Source organism: Berryella intestinalis (genome assembly GCF_000814825.1).
Taxonomy (GTDB): Bacteria; Actinomycetota; Coriobacteriia; order Coriobacteriales; family Eggerthellaceae; genus Berryella; species Berryella intestinalis.
In genome coordinates, this window is sequence record NZ_CP009302.1 from 1001384 (window position 1) to 1019653 (window position 18270).

Consider the following 18270-nt stretch of genomic DNA (forward strand, 5'->3'; position numbering starts at 1 on the left):
AGGTGGGATGGATATGAGACCAAGAACCTCGGTCGGCCGCGCGGCGGTCGTCGTATGTATCCTGACTGCCATCGCGCTTGCAGCCTCCGTGTTGCAAGGGTGCTCCTCTGCGGTCACGGTCGGCAAAAGCCTGGCCGATAGCCTGCTGCCCCTACCCCAACGCACGGTATGGGCACCCTGCCCCGATCCGGATTCGTACTTCGACTCGTACCGCGATGCCTCCGGATCGGGCACGAACTACGTCTATGAGGTGAACGCGGCGGATGAGAACGGGAGGGATATGACGGTTGATATCATCTTGTTCGGCCGCAAAGCGTCGGGCGAAGGTTGGATCAAGATCGAAGCCAAGGGAACTTCCGGATTGCATTACGATAGCATCGCAGAAGACGAAGTGCCGCAAGCTGCCCGTGAGGCGCTTACGACGGACTTCGATCTATGATGGGGATGCGGCAGGTCATCCTCGCAATGCGAAGAAAGGGAACGGTACGGATATGGCGCGGATCCTCGCAATAGACGACGAGAGCGCGATAACGGATTTGCTCGTTCGCTCTCTTTCGCGCGATGGCCATTCGGTTGATGCGGTAAACGACCCCACGTCTGTTCCGGCCCTCGATCTGTCGCGCTACGACCTTGTTCTTTGCGACGTGATGATGCCGAAACTCGACGGGATCGAATTGATCAAGTGCATCAGAGACCGCGTGGACGGCCCCATCGTTTTCATCACTGCCAAGGTGACCGAAGAGGACGCCGTGCGGGGATTGGGCGCTGGGGCCGACGAGTACATCCGCAAGCCTTTCGGAGTGGCCGAATTGCGCGCGAAAGTGGCAGCCTACCTGCGACGGGAAAGCCGCGCGCGAACTCACGTGCTCGCTGTGGGAGCCGCTCGCTTCAACCTGGACGCCCTCGAGCTCTTCGTGAACGAAACCCCCGTTCCCCTCACGGCGACCGAGTACGCCGTGTGCGAGTTCCTCGCCCGCCACCGGGCCCAGACGCTTTCGCGTTCCCAGATCAGAAACGAAGCGCTGGGGTGGATCTCGGACGCAGGAGACGACACCATCTCCATGCACGTGAGCAATGCGCGGGCGAAGCTGCGGCAAGCGGGAATCGATCCTATCGAAACGATACGAGGAAGAGGCTATCGATGGGAGGCATGAGGTCGGGCTTGCGGCCCAAGCGGGTTCCTTTGGCTCTCATAGTGTCGAAATACTTTCTGTACGTGCTGATCAGCTCCGTCTTCGCCGTCGGCATCCCCTTGGGGGCGTTCGTCTTCCAAATGGGGTCGGGAGCGGTGCTCTCGGCCAATTACGGCGAATCGCATTTGGAAGAGACCAGGCGCATCCTGTCCGGCCAAGCGTCGTTCGACGAAGGCGCCGTTTCCTCTGCATACCGCTACGCATTGTTCGACGCGAATGGGGCCTTGAAAGCATCCGATATGGCCGGCTCGCAGCTCGACCAGGCCCGGGCTCTCGCGGCTTCAACCGAGGGGGACGGCGATTCGGCTGTTCAGACGGCTTCGTATTTCTTCTCGGTCACAACGCTCGCGCAGGGCGAGCGATGCGTGCTGTGCTACGAGATCGTTCCCCAATGGGCCGATAAAGGGACGCGCGATGCGCTGCCCAACCCCCAAGATCTTTTCCTATGGGTCGCGATATCGGCGCTGGTCGTCGTCATCGCTCTGATCGCTTTGCGGGCGGGACGCAGAATAGCCGCCACGATGAACCCTCTTTTGCGGGCGGCGGAAGCCGTTGGAAGGCGCGATTTGGACGAACCTGTATCGCGCAGCCACGTGGCCGAAGTGGATAACGTGCTGCAGGCCATGGATAGCATGCGCGTTTCGCTCAAGGAGTCGATCGAAGCGCAGCGCGAGGCCGAGATGCGAAACCGAGACCAGGTCGCCGCGCTTGCCCACGACCTCAAAACGCCGCTTACGATAGCGCTTGGCAATGCTGATCTGCTTGCCGAGGATGCGGCTGAGGGGAAACTCAACGAGGAGTCTGCGGCATGTGTCGATGCCCTGCGTCGCGCGGTGCTGTCGATGGACGGCTTCGTCACGAAGATCGTGGACGCATCGCGCGGAGAGGCGCATCAGCTCCGTGTCGAGGCTACGGATCCATCCGCTTTAGCTGATCGGTTGGAGTCTGCGGCGCGAAGGCTCGTCTCGGCGCGCGGGTTTTACCTCGACGTTGCGCGGTCGGCGGCCTTTCGCAGCGGCTGCGCGGATTGCAGAGCGGGAAGCGCCCTGCCCCTCTGGGATGCGGAGGCCCTCGAACGCGCGGTGCTCAACCTCGTAGGAAACTCTTGCGACCATGCTGCCGGAGGCTCGGTGTCGCTCGCATTCTCCCACGATGCCGATCAGGACCTCTTCATCCTATCCGTCGAGGACGACGGCCCCGGGTTTTCGCAGGAAGCCCTCAAACGAGGCGCCGAGCGGTGCTTTCGCGACGATGCCGCGCGTTCGAACGCGGGTGCCACTGGGGCCCCGCATTTCGGGCTCGGCCTCTCAATCACCTCGGACATCGCCCTCGCCCACGGAGGAAAACTCGCGCTTTCCAACCTCGCCGACAGCGAAGGCAACGTCCTCGGCGCGCATGTGGAAATGCGGCTGCCTCGTGTTGGTTTCTCAGGATAAACTCTCACCGCAAACTTCAACGCGTTTCGGATTGCTTGACCTGCGGAGAAATACGTAATGAGCGAATGAAGGCCGTGGTGATATAGTCACCGATATGCGGTTACAAGATCTTGGAAGGATATGCTGATGGTCATTAATCCTCGTAACATCAAGCCTCTCGAGGGCGTTCGCTCGGCAGGCAAGACCGTTGCCAGCATTGCTGGTAATGCATCCGAAAGCGCAGGTAAGCTAGCGTCCAGCGCTTCGAAAAAAGCGGGAGAAGTTGGTTCCAAGATAAGCGATGTGGCAAACGACGCCATCGAGGTCGCTTCCGACGGTGTCACAAACGTTAAAAAGTCCATCCAGGAAAAACGATCGATGAATTTCCAAAACATTGAGTCGCTGCAACCGGTAGTGAACGTTGTGAATGAAGCGGCCGCGGCTCTCGATGACAAGAACAGAACCATCCGAGAAAGCGCCATTCCAGAAGTAATGGGGGGCGCTCTAGGGGCTGCGGTTGGTGGCATCGGTTCTTTCGCAGCTTTGTATGGACTTGGAACCGTCGGCTTGTCGGCAGCGGGCTTGACGTCTGGGCTTGCTACCGCTGGAGCAATTGTCGGAGGAGGTATGGCTGCGGGTGTTTTTGTTTTGGCGGCCCCTGTGGCAGTAGCTGCCGGAACCGGTGTAAAAATCGCCGCGAACATCAAAGCGAAACAGCTTCATCAGGAAAAGGAACGGCTTTACAAAGAGGCCCTTCAGAAACATCAAGCAATTATCCAAGCATTGAAAGACGAATCGGATGCGAATAGAGAACGTCTAGATTATCTGCAGTCGCTGAATCTTTTGCTCGAACGCGCAGTCAAAGATCTCCGACAGGATCTTGATGCATCGTGAATCGCTACAAGTATACGAAGACGGAAAGGGAAATAAATACCGTCCTTGCCAACCAGAGCGAACTATTGAGCTCTATTTCCAAATCGGAAATGGTCGGTATTGAGTCAACCATAACCAGAAGCGAACGGATTTTGACGTCGCTTGGCTATGATCTGCCAGTAGAAGACCTTTCCACAGCCTCTCGCTCTGTGGTTCCATCTCGAACAGCCTTTCGCAACAGCCTTCCCTCGTGGGATGAATTGCTGGCTGAATCTGTTCGCAACGGCAAAGAGGACGTTGTTCTCGAGGACCTTTTTTCGAAAGATGAGCTCGCAAACAACATAGAAGTAGTTAAGACCCTTAATGCAGAGTACAACTCAATCCATAAGCTTGATGGGATCGATATCGCCATTTCCGTTGGAGCGGGCCTTCTCGCAGCTGCCATCGAAACGTTGCTGGTGGGAGTCCCAAAGAAAACCTCCAGTGGATTGAAGGCCGGTCCGCTTTCAGACTATATCAGGGATCATATTGAGCGAGTTTTTACTCCTGAGCAGATAAGACAGTTAGAAAGGGCCAGCAAGGTTCCCTATGATGCCCCGGTCAACAAAGGATTCACCACCACGCACGTGGACGTGGAGGGCCTTGTTCCGGGCATGCACCGTTTATATTCGCTTGGCCACGATCCACTTCTAGGTCTTGTAGTTGGCGTTTCCGATATTCTTACAGGAAGGATGACAACGATCGACAAGAACGGAAAGATCGTTGTACAAGTCATCGATCGATACGCTGACAGGCGGGAAACAGAACTCGTACAGGCGCTCATTAAACAGATAACCCATTTCCTTTCGGATGTTGCAACTCCAGCTGGGTTGCCTGCCCCCTGCATGGGGCTTTTCAACCTCATGCAATTCGGAAGCTTATTCGAAGAAGACCAAACGATCGCCGAAGTAGTTCAGGGGATGTATTGGAACGGTTATGACTTCGTTCACTTCTGCTCGTCGTCCATTCCCGTCGCCGTCGCCGAGATCTTCGTGCGCTTCGCTTATGCGGTAAGGAAGATCAAATCGGGGACACCCATCAAGGACTCTATTCCGGTGGCAAATGATCGAGAAAAGCATCCAAAGCTCGCGACTATGCTTTTCATAGCCCATTCCTCGGCGACAGCCATCAACGCCGGAAAAGTTTGCTTCACGCAGAATCCCATGGTTATAAACTATCCACAGTGGATGGCCTTCGCTAAATACTCGTACCAACAGTTGAAGTGGGTGCTGGTAGAAAAACCCGATGCTTGCGACCAATACGTCAGAGGCATTATCGACAAGGAAATGGATAAGGTCTTCGACGACGTCGACCGCCTTTTCGAGGGCATGATCGCCGAACCCCTTGTTGTTTAGGGTCGAACAAGGGACGCGAATCGACTTTGATCTATCTAAGTTCTAAGCCCGCTTCAGGACGAAGAACGGTTCGAGCATGCGCGGTTCACGGCTCTTTCGGCGCTCGGCCTTGTACGCCCGCGCAGCTTCGACGAAGCCGCTTGCCCATACCGGCGACGCTATGGCGTTCACGTGCGTGTAGCCCGCCACGGTGCGATTGAGGCACAGCCCGTCTTTGGCGTCTTCGATGCCGCGGCCGCGCTGGTTGTCGAATGCGAAGGAGCACTCTCCTTTCGCAACGGTCACCTTTGAATGATGGTGCTCGTGACCGACGATCTTCGTGCCCGCCGCAAACCAGGGGTGCTCGTCCCGGGCGACCACATTCGCGTAGCCGTGTCCTTGGCGGTTCCTTTCCATGCGCACTTCGGCGTCGAACGCGCCCACCATGGAAAACGCCCCCTCGTCGGTATGCATGGTGCGCGTGAGGTACATCAGCCCCCCGCATTCGGCATAGCCGGCCACGCCCGCCTCGATCGCGCGCTTCACACTCGTCCGGAACGAAACATTGGCTTGGAGCTGGGATGCGAACACTTCGGGGAACCCTCCGCCCACGTAGAGCCCGTCGATATCGTCAGGCAAGCCGAGGTCGTTCATGCTGTCCACGAAAACGAGGTCGGCGCCGGCGGCTTCGAGGGCATGGAGGTTCTCTTCGTAGTAGAAGTTGAAGGCGCGGTCGCGCACCACGGCGATCTTCACGCGCTCCTTGTCCCGCGCATCGATGCGCAGCGACGCGAAAAGAGGCTCCGAGGGACAGGTGAGCGCAGGGGCGCTTGAGGCAACGGCGAGAAGCGCCTCGAAATCGATGTGCTCGCCCAGCACGTCCGCAACGCCGGACACGAACGAGTCGGCGGTGCCCACCTCCACGCTCGATACCAAGCCGAGGTGCCGGTCGGGCAGCAGCAGTCGCTCGTCTTTGGGGACGGCTCCGAGCACGGGAACGCCGCAGTAGCGCTCGATGCTGGTGCGGATGGTGTTCTCGTGGCGCGGGCCGTGAACCCGGTTCAGGATGACGCCGGCGAGGGTGACGTCGGGGTCGAGGTGCATGCAGCCCAGCACGACGGCCGCTGTGGTACGCGTCATGCGCGTGGTGTCCACCACCAGCACCACCGGCGTGGCGGTTCTCTTAGCCACCTCGGCAGACGAGCTGGTGCCGGCGGCATCGGACCCGTCGAACAGCCCGTGCGCGCCTTCGATCAGCGCCAAGTCGGCCCCGACCGACGCATCGCGAAGCACGCGGCGCATCGTCGGCGCGTCCATGAAGCAGCTGTCGAGGTTGCGGCTGCGCGAGCCGCAGGCTACGGCGTGCCAACCCGGATCGATGTAATCCGGACCCTTCTTGAACGGCTGGACGCTCAGACCGCGATCCTTCAGAGCCCGCAGCAAACCGGTCGTGATAACCGTCTTGCCGCTTTTCCCATGCGGAGCCGCGATCATCAGACGCGGCAGCTCGAACGACTGTTCACCCATTTTGCAGCCCTCCGGAAGATGGGCGGGCCGTCATGCGACGCACGGCGGCCCGTCGCGAATACGAAGCGGTACGGCCTAGACGCAGCCCGTGGGCTTCATGAGGCCGGCGATCTTGCAGGCACCCTTACCGGGACCGCTGGGGAACAGCTCGTACACCTCGGCGTTTGAAAGGCCGGTGTCCTTGAGCATCTTGCGGACCATGGGGGCGACGCCGAAGTCGGCGTAGTACTGGCGCAGGTAGTTGATAACCCTCCAGTGCTCGTCGGTCAGTTCGACCTCTTCGGTTTCGGCCAGCTTCGCGGCAACCTCCTCGTCCCACTCTGCGGGGTCCTCGAGGAAGCCGTCTTCGTCGAGCGCGAGAACGCGGTCTCCAACATGCAGGTCAGCCATGGTGCATCCATCTCCTTTTCGTGACGAACCAATACATCCTTATTCCACCGCGGTTGCGGTAAAACACCTAACGATCCTGCGCGAGCTCTTTGCGCACCCCGGTTGCCACCTTGTACAGCACGGTGAGCACCAAAAGCCCGATAGCGTACACGCCCAGGATCACCAACAGCTCGGTTGCCGTGGGAACGTACTCCACCACATGCCCGAACGAGTTCGGCACGAAGCCGCCCAGAACGAGCCCCAAGCCCTTGTCGATCCAGCAGGCGATGAACACAGACACCAGCGCGACCACCAGTGCCTTGTGGTTGCGGCGCAGCTTCGGCACCAGCAGAAGCCCTATGCCGAGGAAGGCCAGCACCGCAGCAGCCTCCCACATGAACGGCACGAGCGCCGCATGCCCGTCCAAGCCGAAGAACAGGTACTGGAGCGGATACGTGCCCGCAGGGATGTTGCTGTAAAACGACGTGTATACCTCCAACAGGAAGAAGAACACGTTCGTGATGATGGCGTAGCATACGATCTTGGCGAGCGCGTCGATCGCACGGTCGCCCACCTTGAACACCGAGAGCCTGCGCATGATCAGGCAGATGATGATAAGGAGCGCAGGACCGGCCGCGAACGCCGAGGCCAGGAAACGCGCGGCCAGGATGGCCGTGTGCCAGTAGTCGCGCCCCGGCATGCCGCAGAACAGAAACGCCGTGACCGTGTGGATGCTGATGGCAAGCGGTATGGCGACGAAGCTGAGCACATGCACCCATTTCGCCGGCGCGACCCCCTTGCGCTCGGCCCCTACGGCCGCCCATCCGATGAGGATGTTGACGATCAGGTAGGACGAAAGCGCCACCACGTCCCAGAACACGATGGCGGTGGGCGTGGGATGCAGGATCACGTTGAACACGCGCGTGGGATACCCCATGTCGATGACGATGAACAGCAGCGCGACCAGCACCGAGGCGACGGCCAGGAACTCGCCGAAGATGACGACCTTGCCGAACTCCTTGAAGTTGTGCAGGTACAGCGGTATGGCCACCATGACCCCCGACGCCGCCACGCCCACGAAGAAGGTGAACTGGGCGATGTAGAGGCCCCAGTTCACATCGCGGCTCATGCCCGTGACGACCAGGCCGTTTTGGAACTGGTTCGCATAAGCCGCCACGCCGATGCCTATCATCGCCAGAAGCGCGACGACCCATCCCCAATACAGCTTGGATCCATGAAACGCCTTTTCAAGCACGCTACTCACCGCCTTCGAACACGTAGTAGACACTCGGGTCGGTGCCGATCTCGACGCGCCTTCTGATGGAGAAGGCGTTCGCAAGCGCCCGACGGACATCCGAGCCGGCGTCTTTCAGATCGCCGAACAGGATGGAACCCTTCGACGCCTCGACGCATAAGGGGAGCTTTCCCTTGTCGATGCGCTCCGAGCAGAACATGCATTTCTCGACCACGCCCTTGCTGCGCGTCGGATAGTCGGGGTTCACGCGGCCCAAGAACTTCCGCGGGTCGCTGAAGTTCAGGCTCCGTGCGCCGTACGGGCAGGCCGACATGCAGAAACGGCAGCCGATGCAGCGGTGGTAGTCCATGGTGACGATCCCGTCGATGCGCTTGAACGTGGCCTTCGTGGGGCACACGCGCACGCAGGGGGGTTCGGCGCAGTGGTTGCACAGCGCCGGGTAGCGCAGGTGGGCGACGCGATCGGCCGTGTATTCGCTGGCGATGTCCTCGAAGGCCTCCTCGAAGCTGACGTCCATCATCCATTCGACGGCGGTTTTCGGGTCGCGCGTGTCGGGCACGTTGTGCTCGGCGTGGCAGGCCCCGATGATATCTTTGAGCACTCCCAGCTCGTTGAGCTTGGTCACGTTCACGACCAGACCGTACTGCTTCTCGCTACCGTTTTTGGACAGGTCGCATACGATCTGCTCGTTAGTCGTTTCCCGCGTCGCGCAGCCCGTAAGCGACACGAGACCCAGCGTACAGGCTCCGATTCCGGCTTTGACGAAATCACGGCGCCCAAGGCCGTTCATCCGCTTGTTGTTCGTCCTCGTCACGTCGACCTACTTCCCCTGCAATCCGGCATCGGTCATGTTGTGGCAATCCTCGCAGTACAGCGACACGCCCGAATAGCTGTGGCACGCCGTGCAGAACTCGTCGGGGTTGGAATGGCACGAAAGGCACGTCTCATGCAGGCTCTTCTCGAACCGTTCCCCGCGGCTGTTCACATAGGTGAGATCCCCGTCGCGCACCGCGTCGTCGCGCCACTGCTCGAGCATGACCATGTGGTTCGCGCGCATGTACTCGGCCGACTCGACACAGCGCTTCTCGGGAAGCGCGTTGATGGTCGGCGTGTCCAGGCTCACGCTCGGATCCTTCGCCGGAGCGGTGGCATTCGCGGCGAAAGGAACGGCCGCTATCAGGCAGAACACGGCAACGAACAGGGCGATCTTCGCCTTAGCGCCCATCGGCGGCCCCCTTCCCCTCTTCCGAGGACCCGTCAGCGGCTTGGGCTTGCGCCGCTGCTGCCGCCTCGGCCTCCTTGCGCTTGCGCACGCTGGGCAGTTCCTCGAGGCGCAGATCAAGCGTGCGCTCGATCTCGCCGTCCATGATGAGCGCGTTGCCCACCAGCTCGTGCACGCCGGTGACGCGCGTTCCGGGAACCCAGTAGTCCATAAGCGGCGGCAGCGCCACGCGGTCGATCGCGCAGATGTTGGCCAGCGTGTTCACGCCGTAGCGCTCGCGCACCGACCGAACCGCCTCGGCGCGCGGGAACCCCCCGCGCAAGCGCAGCTCCATGTTCTCGCCCGCGTTCAGTCCCGCGCCGCTTCCGCAGCACAGCGTCTTCTCGCGGATGGTTTCGTCGGGCATCTCGTAGAAGTTGTTGCATACCTTGTTGATGATGTAGCGCGGCTCGTCCATGATGCCCATGCCGCGAGCGGTGTTGCACGAGTCGTGGAAAGTCACCGACAGATGGTCGTTACGGCTCTTGTCGAGCTTCAGCTTGTCGTGGTACAGCAGGTCGGCCGTGAACTCGGCGATGTGCACCATCTTGGTGGACGCAGCGTTTCTGAACACCGTCCCCGTGATGGGAGATACGGGCTGCTCGAGGAAATCGGCCGGGCCGTTCCAGGTGTCCATGTACTGGTTCACCACGCGCCACATGTGCCCGCACTCGCCGCCCAGGATCCACTTGACTCCGAGGCGCTTCGCCTCGGCGTAGATCTTCGCATTGAGGCGCTTGGCCATCTCGTTGCTGGTGAAGAACCCGAAGTTGCCGCCCTCGGAGGCGTAGGTGCTCAGCGTGTAGTCGATGCCCAGCTGCTCGAGCATCATGATGTAGCCCATGAACGTGTAGGTGCCCGGTTCGGCGAACAGGTCGCCCGAGGGGACGACCAGCAGGATCTCGGCGCCCTTGCGGTTGAACGAGGGCCTGATGGCCTTGCCGGTCACGGTTTCGAGGTCGTCCATGAGGAACTCGACGTTGCCCATGATGGCCTGGGGCTCCAAGCCCACGTGGTTGCCCTTCATGTAGCAGTTCGCCACGGGTCCCGCGATCCAGTCGGTGTTCAGGCCCACCATGTTCAGCAGCTCGCGGCCCATCATGGTGATCTCCGCCTGGTCGATGCCGTAGGGGCAGAACGTCGAGCAGCGGCGGCACTCCGTGCACTGGTAGAAGTAGTACCACCACTCCTTCAGCACGTCCACGGTAAGGTCGCGCGCGCCGACCGCACGGCCCAGCACGCGGCCCGACGCGGTGAAGTAGCGCCGGTACACCGAGCGCAGAAGCTCGGCGCGCAGCACGGGCATGTTCTTCGGATCGCCCGAGCCCATGTAGAAATGGCATTTGTCGGCGCAGGCCCCGCAGCGCACGCACACGTCCATGAACAGCGGGAACGAGCGGTACTTCTTCATGAGGTCCTGCATGCCGTCAAGGATGATGTCCTTCCAGTTCTCGGGAAGGTTCCAGTCCTCGTCGGTGGGAGACCACTTGTGCGGATGGGGCATGCCCACCGTTTCCAGCTTGTCGGGCTTCACGCCGTAGCAGTACATGCCCTTCTTGAACTCAACCGGCTCGTCCATCCAGCCCTTGGCCGGCATGGCGTAGTCGTAGTCGAGGAATTCCAACTTGTCAGGTAACTTCGCCATAGCTGCCTACTCCGAATCCAACGGTAAGCCGACTTTTCTCATCTTCTCGCCGAACTCCTCTTCGTACTCGGCGTAGCTGTGGACCTTCACGCCGTAGTTCCAGGGGTTCACGTGGCGCTTCGCGCGGCTGTCGTTCGCCATGTTGCGCGTGGGGCTGAAAAACACGCCGCCGGCATGCATGAGCTTGCTCCAGGGAAAGTAGGCCAAAAGCACCGAAACCAAGAACAGGTGGACGTACAGGATGGGCTCGGCCGGGGCCTGAGCCGCCGGGGAGAACGTAACCAGACCCATGGTGAGCTCTTTGACCGCCGTGACGTCGACGCGGAAGACATAGCGCATGGCGATTCCCGACAGAACCACGCCCAGCAGCAAGAACAGCGGGAAGAAATCGACCGACAGCGATATGTAGCGCAAGCGCGGCACGACGACGCGCCTTAGGAACAAGAACGTGAGCGCGGCGACCACCAGCAGATCGGTGATGTAGAGGATGGGCACCCCGATCTGGAAGGCGCTGTCGGCCCCTTCGATCACCTGCACCCACATCGGCACGGGATCGAGAAACAGCCGGAAGTGGCGCAAGACGATGACGAGCATCGACCAGTGAAACGCAAGCGCTCCCAGCCACAGCCACTTGGCCGAACCGACGGCAAGCTGGTCTGCGCGCTTCTCGACCTTGTTGTTGCGGAACAGCGAGCGGAAGAACAGCACTTCGAGCAGCATGCGCCCGATAACGCCGCCGTAGCCCGACGGGTTGTCGGTTTTCGCCTGCTTGATCCATGAAAGGCTTTTCTGCTGGCCGCACGTGGTGGGAATGCGGAACGGAACCGCCGATTTCCCCCAGCGCACGACTCGCACGATGAAGCCGACGACGAACAGGACGATCGCCGCGTAGGGCACGATCGTTCCGAACAGCAGGCGCAAACCCAATGCGTCTGCGCCGATCCAGGCGCCCAGCGCCAGCAGCAAAACGATTCCCAAAGGAGCCGCTATCTTCATTACCAACCCTCCCCTAGTTCGGTCACCGGGGTCTCCCTCATACGCTCGAGCATCTTCTCGCGGCGCTTCAGCTCGCCTATCCGCATCTGCATGATCTGTTCGCGGCAGCGCACATGGCAGTCGAGCGCCTCAAGCACGCAGCGATCAATCCGCTCGTCTAACTGCAATAACGTTGCCCGATCGATCTCGCCGTCCATGCGCTCGAGCGCGATCTGACGCAACCGGAAAAAGGAACCGAGCGAAACGGAAGGCTCTGCGTCCTGCAAAGCGAGCACATGGCACGCGTCGTCTATGGACTCGGGAACAGAGGCGCCCCAATCGCCCTCGAACAGGAACCGCACGACTTCGCGCGCCGCTCGGTCGATGCGGTAGGCGACCGGGTTGCTGAAGCGCTGGGAGGAAACCTCGCCTTCAAGGACGCTTGCACCTGACGAAGCCGCAAGCACGTCGCTCCATGCGCGCACGATGGCCTCGCGACCGCCTTGTATCCTCAGATGCGCAGACATCCTGCCCCCTCTCTGACCCCTTTTTGAACCCCCGAACAGCAGACCGTGCGCGCAACCCCCATTGCGCGCACGGGCGAAAGGCCTATTCGGGCGGAGCGACCTTGCCCTTCAAAGCAACATAAGTCGTAGTGATGTAGAGGTACTCGACCTTCTCCTCGAAGGCGAGTTCCTTGACCGCCAGATCGACCGCCGCCTTGGGCTCGCCGATCTGCTTGGCGATCTCTTTGCTCTTCGCTTTCTCAACCGTGTCGAGGAATGCGAGAACCTTTTCTTTTATCTCGGGATTTGCAGGTCCTTTATCCATGAGAGAGCCCCCATTCGAATCAAAGACGGACTAAAACACCCAGTGGAACTTGCACAAAAATATTTAATCATTCCCGTTCATCTGCGTAAAATACATTGAATTCATCGTGGGATTGAAAAAGACAATACCTAGAGAACCTTCCGTCGCCACAATCCGCTGATGCGGTCGAGAAACCGCGGCTTGCACCCGTGCGCTTCCATCAGCTATCGGAATCGCCGGATGCGCAGAGCGGCGGTGCGGCCCCGCACGTTCAGTGCGGAAAAGCGCCCCTCAGCTCCTCGATGCGTGCCGCGTACTGCCCGACGAGGTCGGGCGCCGCATCGGACACCAGGTCGAACGCGCGCACGAGGCTCGGCTGAAACGTCGGCTCGTCTACCGCCGCGACGTAGGTAAACGAGAAGAACCCGCCGAACATCTCGGGGTTTCCCGCGATGATCGCGCCGATGATCTCGGGAGCCGACCAGTCGATATTGCCGCCTTCCTCGTTCATCGCCCAGATATGCCGGCGGATGGTCTCGCGGAAGAACTCGGGCATCGAGGCCGACCTCTCCTGCGACAACAGTCGGATCGCTTCGACGGCCCGCTCGCGGATAGGATCGTCCGGTGCGTACGAAAGCCGCGTGAGGTAGCGTCTGACGCGGTCGGGGTCTTCGTCGAAAGCTCTTAAAACATCCTGGTCATCACCGTGCTCGACCAGAACGCGCACGCCGTCTTTCGTTATCCTTGCCATACTCGCCCCCTTCCAACGCGCGAGAACCGAACCGACGATGCGGGCTTGCGCCCGACGAAACCCGAAGGAGCCGGCACCGTTTTCCAGGCGCCGGCTCTCTTCCGGGGGGTTCCAACAAGCGGCGGCAGGCCGCCGAAGACGCGCGCGAAAAGCTAGATCATGCCCCATTTGCGCGTGTACTCGCTGTACAGCACGTAATCGTCTTCGGAAAAGCCCGCCTGCTCGATCATGGGAAGGATGTCCTCGAAGATCATCGCATCGGTCTCGAGGTACACGCCGTTCTTCTTCACGGTGACGTCCCATGAATCGTTTATGCTCATCAGGAATTCCATCAGATCGGCGCTACGCGACAGCCGACGCTCCGTGTATGCGGCAAGCGACCGCAGCGCATCAGGGGTCATGCGGGTCTTTTTGACGACCTCCCACGGAGACTTGCCTTTCGTACGCCACTCCCCCGATTCGAAGAACGGGAGGAAGAAGCATGCCTCTTGAATACAGGTTTCGTTGTATGTCGCGTTCTCGGCCATGGTCGCTACGCTCCGACTGCGGTCCAGTAATCGTTCAGGATGATGGTGGAGAACAGGAAGCCGAGCACGACGTTGACGGCAACGCCGGCGGTGAAGGCCGCGAAGGGCTTCCAGCCGGTCTTGGTGAGGTCGCGGAAGCGCGTGGTCAGGCCGATGCAGAGGAAGCACAGGGTGAACGCCCAGCCGCGCAGACCGCCGCCGCCACCGATGGGAGACGTAACGCCCTTGGAGATCCCGGCAGCGAACTCGGGCGAGGAGGACAGCGTCACGATGCTGATCATGATGGACGCGATGAAGAACCCGATGACGAACTTCGGGAAGCGCTCCCAGATGACGCCCGCAGAGGGCTTCTGACGCGTGCCGTCGGCCTTCTTGGCCTCCCAGAACGTGACGGAGACGATGGCCAGGATGAACGCCCAGATTCCGACGAAGATGTCGCGGCCGACGACCTTCATCAGCGTGAAGGTGGTGGTGGCTCCGTCACCGAACTGGGCCGCAGCGGCGATACCGGCGGCGTCGGCGAACTCGGAGGTGCCGATCCAGGCGCCGGAAGCGCCGTCGGACAGACCGAAGGCCCGGCAGAGGATGGGAAGCAGGAACACCATGACGGTAGCCCAGATCACGACCATCGAAATCGAGATGGAAGTGTGCTCCTTCTTAGCGTTGACCGAGCTGCCGATGGCGATGGAGGCCGACACGCCGCAGATCGAACCGCCCGCGCCGAGGGTGGCGGCGAAGGGCTTCTCGAGCTTCAGCACATGGGCGCCCACCCAGTAGATCGCCAGGAAGGTGGACACGGCGATAACGGTGGCCTGAAGGAAGGCGATGGGGCCGGACTTCATGATCAGCGTGAACGGCAGGGTCGCGCCCAGAAGCACGATACCGGTCTTCACGTAGAACTCGGTGCGCATGCCCGCGTTGAACCAATCGGGAATCTTCAGGAAGTTGCCCAAAAGCATGCCGATGATCAGGGCGAGAACCGGAGCCTCGAGGTTCAGGCTCTTCATGACGGTCCAGGCGCCCAGGATCTGGACGATAATGGCCATGATGTACAAAACGGTGAAACCCGCGAAGAACTTGCCTGCGGGCTGGCCCATGATGGTCATGGCGCCCGTGAACACCGCGCCCATGACGAAGTAGAGAATCACCAGCTTGGGCAGCAGGGGCCCAACCAGGCCGGGCATCTGCCCCCAGTCGTCGAACTTCGGGAAGCCCACGTTGATGATGCCGATGGTGCTACCCGCAGCGTACATGATGAGCGCGATGATAACCACGCCCAGGCCGATCCATACGGCCCACCAGTCCTCTTTCAGATAGAGGCTTTTCAGCCCAGCGTTTGATTTAGTGTTGTTTGTCATGATAAATCAGCATCTCCCTCCATTTCGGTCATTGGGAAGCGCCTCTGGTTCTATGGAAAGGCGCCCCCAACGATGCCTTCCTTTGACGTATGCGCTTACGGCGAAGCCGCTGGAAAGATGCCGCCGTAAGCGCCATGCCGCCGCCCTCCCCTTACGGACGGCGACATGACAAACAAAAACCTAAAACCTAGTACTTGAACGCCGCCGAGGTCCTGAAGGACTCGCGCGAGAAGATGTAGTCGTCGATGAGCTTGTCGGAGAACGGGATTCCCGTGATCGAGAAGAACCGCTCCCAGCCGATGCGCTCGATCCACTCGCCCAGGCGCTCGCCCTTATGGGCGTTCTGGACCCAGGCGTCGACGATTCCGTGCACCGCTTCGGTCATCTCGGGCCAGCGCGGCGGGTTGTTCGGCAAAAACGGGATGACCATGCGCGAGAACTCGGGGTTCGTGCGCGCGTTGGCCACCTTGCCGCCGATCATGATGGCCAAGCCGTCGTTCTGGCCGTCCATGATATGCATGCCGGGCGACATGGTGTAGCAGTTGCCGCAGTACATGCAGCGCTCGTCGACCACCTTCACGCTCTTGTTCTTGGGGTCGGGGCGGATGGCGCCGGTCGGGCAGCACGCCACGAGGCTGGGGATCTCGGTGCTCTTGCGCACCATGTCGTGGTCGATGCGCGGAACCGTGCGGTGGATGCCGACCACGGCGATGTCGCTGCAGTGGGCAGCGCCGCACATGTTCAGGCAGCATGCCATCGAGATATGCAGCTTGTGGGGCAGCGCGTCGGTGACGAAGTACTCGTACAGGTCGTCCATGATGGCCTTCACGACGCCCGAGGCGTCGGTTGCGGGCGTGTGGCAGTGCACCCAGCCCTGCGTATGGACGATGTTGGTCAGCGCATGATGCGTTCCGCCGACGGGATAGCCGAGCTCATGGCACTCGGCGATGAGCGGCTCGACGTTGGCTTCGTCGGTTACGAGGTACTCGATGTTGCTGCGCGTCGTGAAGCGCAGGTACCCGTCGCAGTACTTGTCTGCCAGCGCGCACAGCTCGCGGATCGAATCGACGGCGAGCAGGCGGGGCGTGCCGACGCGGACGCTGTACAGCGCGCCTGCCGGGCCGACGTGCTTCAACACGCCGGGACGGGGGAACTCGTGGTACTCCCATTTTCCGTAGTTCTCACGGACGATCGGGGGGAGCTGCTCTTTGTACGGGATGGGTCCCTGATCGGTAACGGCCATGTGCAATCACCTCATCTTTCTACAGGTCGTCTATTCGGTCGCTTCGGGTGCTTCGGTCTGCTCAACCTCGTCGGGCTGCCAGAAGACATACGGGTTGGAGCGCGGCCGGTAGACCATCTGGGGAACGGCGGGCAGGTCGATTCCGCGCAGGAACTCGCCCATGCCGACGCGATAGATCGTCTCGCCGAGGCGCTCGCGCGTCTTTCCGTTCTCGTCCCACCAATCCCAAATGCGGTTCACCAGGTCCTTGAACTCGGTGTAGGGCGCTTCCATCTTCATGAAGGGCACGAGCACCCACGACATGAAGGCGGATTTCACGATGGTGGACTTCGCGCCGACGAGGATGGTGGCGCCCTTGTCCTTGCCTTGCTTGACGGCCTTGCCCATACGGTTCACGCAGTGCATGCAGCGGTTGCATTCGCGCGGGTTGAGCGTGAGCTCGCCGGTTTCGGCGTTAAAGGCCATGCAGCGGGTCGGGCACTTGTCGACGACCTCGGCCTTCACGTCCATGCCCTCGTCGATGTACTTCTTGACCTCGTCCTGGTCGATGGTGATGGAATCGCGCCAGGTGCCGATGACGGAGATGTCGGCGCGGGCGGCGGCGGCCACGCAGTCGTTGGCGCAGCCTGACATCTTGATCTTGGATTTGTAGGGCCACATCGGGCGATGCAGCTCGTCTTGGAACTCGTTGGTGATGTCGTAGCACATGTCGAGCGTGTCGTAGCAGGCGTGCTCGCAGCGGCCGGGGCCCACGCAGCAGCTCGGGGAGCGCAGGTCGGAACCCGATCCGCCCAAGTCCATGTTGTGCTCGCTCAGCTCGTCGAACGTGGGCTGCAGCTCGGCGGTGGTCGTTCCCAGGAAGATGATGTCTCCGGTCGCGCCGTGCATGTTGGTCAGGCCCGAGCCATGCCTCTCCCAGATGTCGCAGATCTCGCGCAGCTTCTCGGTGGTGTAGAACCAGCCGCTCGGCGCGGCCACGCGCATGGTGTGGAATTCCTTCAGGTTCGGGAACTCCTCGGGAAGGTCGGTGTAGCGCCCGATGACGCCGCCGCCGTAACCTTTCACGCCCACGATGCCACCGTGCTTCCAGTGGCCGATCTTATCCACGTAGGAACGCTCGACGAGACCCACGAGATCGGCGCTCATGTCGCTTTTCTCGGCGGCGCGCTTCATCTCTTTGACGAAGCTCGGCCAAGGGCCCTTCTCCAAGTCGTCCAACTGCGGAGTCTTGCTCTCTTCTGCCATATTCCCTCCTCCTATCGCTGTCTAACGATCCCCTACATCTCCGTTACGGTAATGGCGTCGCTCGGGCACACCGAAATGCACGCCTCGCATCCGAGGCATTCGGCCTCGTCGCCCGAAACGAACGCATGCTCGCCATCGAAGCCCAAGATATGGGCAGGGCATCCTTCGGCGCACGAGTCGCAGCCGCTGCACATTTCCTCGTCGATCGAAACGATGAACATAGGTCCTCCCTCTTCTTTTCTTTTTAGTGACGGATCATCAACGTATTTCTGTCATTCACACCCCGAACATATTCAATCACGTACCTCCTTTTCGGGAAAATATGTGTGTTTAATCGGAACATTAACGTAGCCTATGGCTGAGGCGAGGCTTGCGATTTACCTGGGCGCAACAAGGTACGCCATAGGTGAAAACCCTATGAAACAGCTAACAACCAGGTATTTTCAAGAA

Annotated in this window: 20 protein-coding genes; 5 read left to right on the top strand and 15 right to left on the bottom strand. The window is 60.6% G+C overall.

What is annotated here, in order from left to right; translation table 11 throughout:
- The first annotated feature begins 13 nt into the window (after positions 1–13).
- The 5 genes from JI75_RS04440 to JI75_RS04460 all read left to right on the top strand — a co-directional run bounded on the left by JI75_RS04440 (position 14) and on the right by JI75_RS04460 (position 4875).
- Positions 14–439: a hypothetical protein gene (locus JI75_RS04440; protein WP_144299268.1), complete on the top strand. Its 426-nt coding sequence runs from the start codon at positions 14–16 to the stop codon at positions 437–439.
- A gap of 52 nt (positions 440–491) precedes the next feature.
- Entirely contained in the window at positions 492–1154 is a 663-nt protein-coding gene (locus tag JI75_RS04445; protein ID WP_039689068.1) for a response regulator transcription factor, read from the top strand.
- Entirely contained in the window at positions 1142–2629 is a 1488-nt protein-coding gene (locus JI75_RS04450) for a sensor histidine kinase (protein WP_039689070.1), read from the top strand. Before JI75_RS04445 ends, JI75_RS04450 begins: the two co-directional genes overlap by 13 nt.
- Positions 2630–2755: 126 nt before the next feature.
- Positions 2756–3502 (top strand): hypothetical protein, encoded by a 747-nt coding sequence (locus JI75_RS04455; RefSeq protein WP_205911716.1) that lies wholly within the window; start codon positions 2756–2758, stop codon positions 3500–3502.
- The gene (locus JI75_RS04460) at positions 3499–4875 is read left to right on the top strand and encodes a hypothetical protein (protein WP_039689072.1); all 1377 of its coding nucleotides are present in this window, start codon (positions 3499–3501) and stop codon (positions 4873–4875) included. Before JI75_RS04455 ends, JI75_RS04460 begins: the two co-directional genes overlap by 4 nt.
- Before the next feature lie 42 nt (positions 4876–4917).
- Here the strand turns inward: JI75_RS04460 and JI75_RS04465 are convergent, their stop codons facing one another.
- From JI75_RS04465 to JI75_RS04535, 15 genes are all read right to left on the bottom strand, one after another.
- Positions 4918–6381 (bottom strand): cobyrinic acid a,c-diamide synthase CobB, encoded by a 1464-nt coding sequence (locus JI75_RS04465; protein ID WP_039689074.1) that lies wholly within the window; start codon positions 6379–6381, stop codon positions 4918–4920.
- Between the two features lie 75 nt (positions 6382–6456).
- Positions 6457–6771 (bottom strand): TusE/DsrC/DsvC family sulfur relay protein, encoded by a 315-nt coding sequence (locus JI75_RS04470; protein ID WP_039689077.1) that lies wholly within the window; start codon positions 6769–6771, stop codon positions 6457–6459.
- Between the two features lie 67 nt (positions 6772–6838).
- Positions 6839–8014 (bottom strand): sulfate reduction electron transfer complex DsrMKJOP subunit DsrP, encoded by a 1176-nt coding sequence (dsrP, locus tag JI75_RS04475; RefSeq protein ID WP_205911717.1) that lies wholly within the window; start codon positions 8012–8014, stop codon positions 6839–6841.
- A complete protein-coding gene (gene dsrO, locus JI75_RS04480; protein ID WP_240993125.1) occupies positions 8007–8819 on the bottom strand; it encodes a sulfate reduction electron transfer complex DsrMKJOP subunit DsrO in 813 nt (270 codons plus the stop codon). Before dsrO ends, dsrP begins: the two co-directional genes overlap by 8 nt.
- Before the next feature lie 6 nt (positions 8820–8825).
- Entirely contained in the window at positions 8826–9230 is a 405-nt protein-coding gene (dsrJ, locus tag JI75_RS04485; RefSeq protein ID WP_039689084.1) for a sulfate reduction electron transfer complex DsrMKJOP subunit DsrJ, read from the bottom strand.
- Positions 9220–10911, bottom strand: coding sequence for a sulfate reduction electron transfer complex DsrMKJOP subunit DsrK (gene dsrK / locus JI75_RS04490; RefSeq protein ID WP_052241594.1), 1692 nt, complete (start codon positions 10909–10911; stop codon positions 9220–9222). The genes dsrJ and dsrK overlap by 11 nt, the downstream gene beginning before the upstream one ends.
- Before the next feature lie 6 nt (positions 10912–10917).
- Positions 10918–11907, bottom strand: a complete 990-nt coding sequence (gene dsrM / locus JI75_RS04495; RefSeq protein WP_039689086.1) for a sulfate reduction electron transfer complex DsrMKJOP subunit DsrM — start codon at positions 11905–11907, stop codon at positions 10918–10920.
- A complete protein-coding gene (locus JI75_RS04500; protein ID WP_039689088.1) occupies positions 11907–12413 on the bottom strand; it encodes an RsbRD N-terminal domain-containing protein in 507 nt (168 codons plus the stop codon). Before JI75_RS04500 ends, dsrM begins: the two co-directional genes overlap by 1 nt.
- 82 nt (positions 12414–12495) lie before the next feature.
- Positions 12496–12717: a hypothetical protein gene (locus tag JI75_RS04505; protein WP_039689090.1), complete on the bottom strand. Its 222-nt coding sequence runs from the start codon at positions 12715–12717 to the stop codon at positions 12496–12498.
- A gap of 250 nt (positions 12718–12967) precedes the next feature.
- Positions 12968–13447, bottom strand: a complete 480-nt coding sequence (locus JI75_RS08760; protein WP_052241595.1) for a DVU0298 family protein — start codon at positions 13445–13447, stop codon at positions 12968–12970.
- Between the two features lie 152 nt (positions 13448–13599).
- Positions 13600–13974, bottom strand: a complete 375-nt coding sequence (locus JI75_RS04515; protein WP_039689092.1) for a hypothetical protein — start codon at positions 13972–13974, stop codon at positions 13600–13602.
- A 5-nt stretch (positions 13975–13979) separates the two neighbouring features.
- Entirely contained in the window at positions 13980–15332 is a 1353-nt protein-coding gene (locus tag JI75_RS04520; RefSeq protein ID WP_052241596.1) for a YeiH family protein, read from the bottom strand.
- A gap of 187 nt (positions 15333–15519) precedes the next feature.
- Positions 15520–16575: a dissimilatory-type sulfite reductase subunit beta gene (gene dsrB / locus JI75_RS04525; RefSeq protein ID WP_039689095.1), complete on the bottom strand. Its 1056-nt coding sequence runs from the start codon at positions 16573–16575 to the stop codon at positions 15520–15522.
- 30 nt (positions 16576–16605) lie between these two features.
- Positions 16606–17820, bottom strand: coding sequence for a dissimilatory-type sulfite reductase subunit alpha (gene dsrA / locus JI75_RS04530; protein WP_039689098.1), 1215 nt, complete (start codon positions 17818–17820; stop codon positions 16606–16608).
- A gap of 32 nt (positions 17821–17852) precedes the next feature.
- The gene (locus JI75_RS04535; RefSeq protein WP_039689100.1) at positions 17853–18041 is read right to left on the bottom strand and encodes an ATP-binding protein; all 189 of its coding nucleotides are present in this window, start codon (positions 18039–18041) and stop codon (positions 17853–17855) included.
- Positions 18042–18270: the final 229 nt, after the last annotated feature.